The 4960-nt window shown below is 73.3% G+C and carries 7 protein-coding genes; 2 read left to right on the top strand and 5 right to left on the bottom strand.

All coding sequences use genetic code 11. The features are described from left to right. Positions 1 to 175: 175 nt before the first annotated feature. Both L2I40_RS18930 and L2I40_RS18935 read right to left on the bottom strand, forming a co-directional pair. Positions 176 to 472, bottom strand: a complete 297-nt coding sequence (locus tag L2I40_RS18930) for a rod-binding protein (RefSeq protein ID WP_237216741.1) — start codon at positions 470 to 472, stop codon at positions 176 to 178. Next, on the bottom strand, positions 469 to 1578 hold the full coding sequence (locus tag L2I40_RS18935) for a flagellar basal body P-ring protein FlgI (protein ID WP_237216742.1): 1110 nt from the start codon (positions 1576 to 1578) through the stop codon (positions 469 to 471). Before L2I40_RS18935 ends, L2I40_RS18930 begins: the two co-directional genes overlap by 4 nt. A 235-nt stretch (positions 1579 to 1813) precedes the next feature. On the opposite strand from L2I40_RS18935, the gene L2I40_RS18940 reads away from it, so the two are divergent. Together L2I40_RS18940 and dksA are read left to right on the top strand one after the other, a co-directional pair. Continuing rightward, positions 1814 to 2230, top strand: coding sequence for a flagellar assembly protein FliX (locus L2I40_RS18940; RefSeq protein ID WP_237216743.1), 417 nt, complete (start codon positions 1814 to 1816; stop codon positions 2228 to 2230). Positions 2231 to 2361: 131 nt separating this feature from the next. Further along, a complete protein-coding gene (gene dksA / locus L2I40_RS18945; RefSeq protein WP_237216744.1) occupies positions 2362 to 2778 on the top strand; it encodes an RNA polymerase-binding protein DksA in 417 nt (138 codons plus the stop codon). A 123-nt stretch (positions 2779 to 2901) separates the two neighbouring features. On the opposite strand, the gene L2I40_RS18950 is transcribed toward dksA, so the two are convergent. From L2I40_RS18950 to flgA, 3 genes are all read right to left on the bottom strand, one after another. Further along, a complete protein-coding gene (locus tag L2I40_RS18950) occupies positions 2902 to 3636 on the bottom strand; it encodes an SOS response-associated peptidase (protein ID WP_237216745.1) in 735 nt (244 codons plus the stop codon). Positions 3637 to 3867: 231 nt separating this feature from the next. Then, complete coding sequence (gene flgH, locus L2I40_RS18955; protein WP_237216746.1) at positions 3868 to 4593, bottom strand: flagellar basal body L-ring protein FlgH; 726 nt, start codon at positions 4591 to 4593, stop codon at positions 3868 to 3870. After that, positions 4590 to 4960 (bottom strand): flagellar basal body P-ring formation chaperone FlgA (flgA, locus tag L2I40_RS18960; RefSeq protein ID WP_237216747.1); only part of this gene is annotated, 371 nt, incomplete at its 5' end. The genes flgH and flgA, both read right to left, overlap by 4 nt.

The following is a 4960-nucleotide window of genomic DNA, read 5'->3' on the forward strand; positions in this document are numbered from 1 at the left end:
TCGCCCGTCGTCCCGGTCCGGGCCGCGGCGGCGAAGGCGGCCTCGAAGGCCTCCGCCGCCTCGCGCTTGGCGCGGCCGAGTTCCGCCGCCGCGCCCAGGTCGAGCCGCGCCAGCGCCTCGTTCTCCGCGCGCAGCGCCTCCGCAAGCCGCCCCGCCGCGGCCAGCACAGCCTGCATCATGCCTGGTCTCCCTGTCCCTGCGCGCGACCGGCGAGTTCCTGCGCGCGCAGAAGCTCCCGCTCCACCGGAGCGGCGAGCCCAAGCCCGCCTGCGCGCGCGAGGTCGCGCGCGATCGCGTCCACCAGCAGCGGGCGCCACTGCGCTTCCGCCTTGCCGCCGCCGAAGGGGCCGTCGGTTGGCAGCGCGGCGAAGACCGGCTGGAACATCGCCGCCACCGCCTGCGCCTCGAATTCCTGCGCCAGCCGCCGGATCGTTCCCTGCGCGGCCGGCGCCGCGGTCAGCGAGATGGTCATCGCACCTCCAGCTCCGCCTGCAGCGCGCCGGCGGCCTTGATGGTCTGCAGGATGGAGATTAGGTCGCGCGGCCCGACGCCGAGGCTGTTCAGCCCGCGCACCAGCTCGTCGAGCGTCACCCCGCCGCGCAGGATGCCCATCCGCCGCTCGTTCTGGTCGTCCACCTCGATCCCCGTGCGCGGCACCACCACCGTCTGTCCCCCCGACAGCGCGTTGGGCTGGCTGACCTGCGGCGTCTCGGTGATGCGGATCGTGAGATTCCCTTGTGCGATCGCGACCGTGCTGACCCGGACCTGGGAGCCCACAACGATGGTGCCGGACGCTTCCTCGATCACCACGCGTGCGACCTGGTCGGGCTGCACGCGCAGCTGCTCGACCTCGGACAGGAAGGCGATGGGATCCCGCCCCCCGATAAGCAGGCTGACGGTGCGCGGATCCGTCGCCTGCGCGACGCCGCCGCCGGCCTGGCGGTTGATCGCCGCCGCGATGCGCCGCGCCGTGGTCAGGTCCGGGTTGCGCAGTGCCAGGCGAATGCGCTCGCCCTGCGCGAACTGGAAGGCGACCTCGCGCTCCACCACCGCGCCATTGGCGATCCGACCCGCGGTCGGCACGCCGCGCGTCACGCTCGCCGCCGCGCCGCGCGCCGCGATGGCGCCGGTCGCCACCGCACCCTGCGCCACCGCATAGACCTCGCCATCCGCGCCGAGCAGCGGCGTGACCAGCAGCGTGCCGCCGGTGATGTTGGTGGCGTCGCCGAGGGTCGAGACGGCGACGTCGATCCGGCTGCCGGGACGGGCGAAGGCCGGGAGATTGGCGGTGACCATCACGGCGGCGACGTTGCGCGTATCGAGCCGCGTCTCCTGGTCGCGCGTGTTGACGCCGAGCCGTTCCAGCACGCCGATCAGCGACTGGCGCGTGAAGGGCGCTGAGCGCAGCCGATCGCCGGTGCCGTTGAGCCCGACCACCAGCCCGTAGCCGACCAGCTGGTTGTCCCGTACGCCCTCGACATCGGCGATGTCCTTGATGCGGACCTGCGCGGCGGCGGGCGGCGCCGCGCCGAGCGTCAGCACCCAGCCCAGCAGGACCGCCGCCCAGAGGCTCGTCATTCTCCGGCAAGGTTTGGTCGCCACTCTTCGCTCCGGCCCGCGCATCCGCCGCCCGGCGACGGCCGGCGGCATGCCACGGGTAGGGCAAGCGGTATGCCAGGGCCCTGGCCGCGAACACACCGAAGTGGGCGGCAAGCCTTGCCGGCTGGCGGCAGCGGATGCCCGGCCGGTGACGCTTCGCGACGCGACGGGGCGCCGCGAGGTTCAGCCGCGAGGTTCAAGTGAGGAGAACGGCATGACGCGCGTGTTCGGCTTGGGGCAGGGGGCGAGCCCGCGCCGCGCAGCGCGCCCCGCCGCCGGCTTTACCGTGGCGCAGCCGCAGGCGGGAGGCGCGGCGTTCCGTGTCGCACGCGCGGACCCGCCCGTGCTGCTCGCCGTGCAGGACGTCCCGCCGGCCGCCGCAGCGGTGGAGCGCCAGATGGGCCGCGCGCATGCGGCGCTCGACGAGTTGCGCGGACTCCAGCTCGACCTGTTGCGGGCGCAGGGCGACTCGGCACGGTGGGAGCGCCTCGCTGCCCTCGTCGAGTCCAACGAGGCGGTGGCCGATCCGGCGCTCCGCTCGGTGCTGGCCGAACTCCGACTCCGCGCGCGGATCGAGCTCGCCCGTCGGCGCCGGGCCCGACCGCATGACCCGGATGGGTCAGACGGATGAAAATGCGCGCAGATCAGGAACTTGCTTTGAAACCAGGGCTTGAACTCGCCCTACTCTCGCCACTATGGTCCGGCCGCCTTCGTCGGACGGGCGCCGGGCCACGGCCGGGGAGGGTTGGGGAAGATCGTATCATGCTCGTGACCTTGCCGCCGGACTACCGCCCGTCGTCCGACGAAGAGTTCATGAACCCCCTCCAGCTCGAATATTTCCGCCAGAAGCTTTTGCGCTGGCGAAGCGATCTTCTGCGCGAGGCAGGAGAGACGCTGCACAGCCTCGGCGAGGGCGGCATCGCGGAGCCCGACCTCACGGACCGGGCGAGCGTCGAGACGGACCGCGCGCTCGAGCTTCGCACCCGCGACCGGGCCCGCAAGCTGATCTCCAAGATCGACCAGGCGCTCGAGCGGATCGAGAACGGCACCTACGGCTATTGCGAGGAGACCGGCGAGCCGATCGGTCTGCGGCGTCTCGAGGCGCGGCCGATCGCGACGCTCTCAATCGAGGCGCAGGAGCGCCATGAGCGCATGGAGCGCGTCCACCGCGACGATTGAAATGTCGCAGGGCGCGTCGCCGGCTTGGCGACACGCTGACGCGGATGTGACGCGTCCCGACAGGCCCGCCACCCGGCGGGCCTTTCGATTCCGGCGCCCGGCGCGTGCGCGAAGCGGCCACGTCTAGAGCGGACGTGCCAAGTCGGGCGGCGCGTCGTCCAGTTCGGGCGGCGGCTGCGCCAGCGGGTCGCGCCGCAACAGGCCCGCATCGTTCTCCGCCACGCGTCCGACGCGGTTGTCCACCGGCCAGATCGCCAGGTCCTCTGCCGGGCAGGGGACCAGCAGTTCCAGGAGGTCGTGCGCCTCCGCCGGCTCGGCGCCGAGCCAGGCGTCGAAGGCCTCGGGCGGCAGGATCACCGGCATGCGATGGTGCACCAGACCCTGCTTCTCGTTGGCATCGGTGGTGATGACGGTGAAGGTGCGCAGCCACTCGCCCTCCGGCGACTTCCAGCCCTCCCACAGGCCCGCGACGCCCATCGGTTCGCCCGAGGTTAGCCCCACCGCATAGGCCTGCCGCCCGCCCGCCTCGTCCTTCCGCCACTCATAGAACCCGTCCATCGGCACGATGCAGCGGCGTTTCGCGAAGGCGTCGCGGAAGGAGGGCTTCTCCGCGAGCCCGTCAGCCCGCGCATTCATCAGCTTCGCCGCGTCCTTTGTGTCCTTCGCCCAGCGCGGCACGAGGCCCCAGCGCAGCGGGTCCAGGTGCCGCGCCCCGCTTTCCGGATGGCGGCGCACGACCAGCGAGGTCTGGGTCGGTGCGACGTTCCAGGACGGCGGATGGTTCGGCGTCGGGTTCACCGTCTCGAAGTAGCGCGCGAGTCCCGCCGGGTCGCGCTGAAGGAAGAAGCGTCCGCACATGCCTGGCATATGGTGCCCTCGCGTCCTCACGGCAGGCCAGCCCACCGAAGGCCACGCCGCGGCGACTTCCGCTTCCGCCCCCCGGTGGCCGGCGTGGCTTCGCCGCGCCGGCGGTCCGGCCACCCAGGCTCGGCGCCCTCCGGGCCCCCCGGGGCGGCGCCGCAGGCGACGTCGTGGGGAAAGCGTCTCGGGGCCCCCGCGGCAGCGCCGAAGGCGGCGTCGTGGGGAGACTCAGAACGGCAGCAGGATGTCGAGCAACTCCTGACCGACCCGCGGGCGCTGCATGTCGCTGATCGTGCCGCGGCCGCCATAGGCGATGCGCGCCTCCGCCAGCCGGTCGTGCCGTACCGTGTTGTCGCTCGCGATGTCCTGCGGGCGGATGATGCCGCTCACGGTGAGGTCGCGCAGCTCGCTGTTCACGCGCACCTGCTGGCGCCCCGCCACGACGAGGTTCCCGTTCGGCAAAACCTGCACAACCGTCGCCGCGACGCGCAGCGTCACCGTCTCGTTCCGCCGGATGCTGCCCGACCCACTCGCATTCTGCTCGCCGTTGGTCTGCACCAGCCGCGTCGGATCGATCGTGTTGGGGAAGATCCGCGTCCAGCTGCTTTCGAGCCCGAGCAGCCTGGGGATGCCGAGCGTGTCGCTGCCCTGCCGCTCGCGCTCGGTCTCGTTGCTCAGCTGCGCCTGATCCTGGATCGAGACGAGCACGGTGACGAGGTCGCCCGGCTGCGCCGCGCGCTGGTCGCGCAGGAAGGTGCGGCTGCCCGGCCGCCAGAGCGAGTTCGCCGCCGCCGGCGGCGCCTGCAGCGCCGGCATCGGCATGCTGACCTGCCGCCAGTTCGGATCCGCCGTCGGGTTCTCGATGCCCGCCATGGCCGGCGGGCGCCCGAGATCCGACAGCCGCTCGCAGGCGCCGAGCAGCGGCAGCGCGAGCAGGAGCGCCGCCGCCCTCATCGTGCGGCGCCCACGCGGACGCGGCCGGGTGCGACCACCACCGCCTCCACCACCGTGCGGCTGGCGAGGTTCATCACCGGCACGCTGCCGCCGCGCGGCGCCGCCTCCAGCGCGCGGCCTTGCGCCGTCAGCGCGAGCCCGGGCGTCTCGTAGAGCATCACGACCGTCTGGCCGCGCTCGACCGCCGTCGCGGCGGCGAGGTCGGCGAGCAGCAGCGGCTGGTCCGCCGCGGCCGGCCGGCGCAGCGCCTGGCCCACCACCTGTCCCGCCTCCTGCGCCGCGCCGGCACGAAGGCGGGAGGCAGGCACGCGCACCAGCCTGACATCCGCCGCGCGCACCACCTCGCCGGCTGCCATCCTTCGCGCCG

Origin of the sequence: Falsiroseomonas oryziterrae, from assembly GCF_021864505.1 — a bacterium.
Lineage (GTDB): Bacteria > Pseudomonadota > Alphaproteobacteria > Acetobacterales > Acetobacteraceae > Falsiroseomonas > Falsiroseomonas oryziterrae.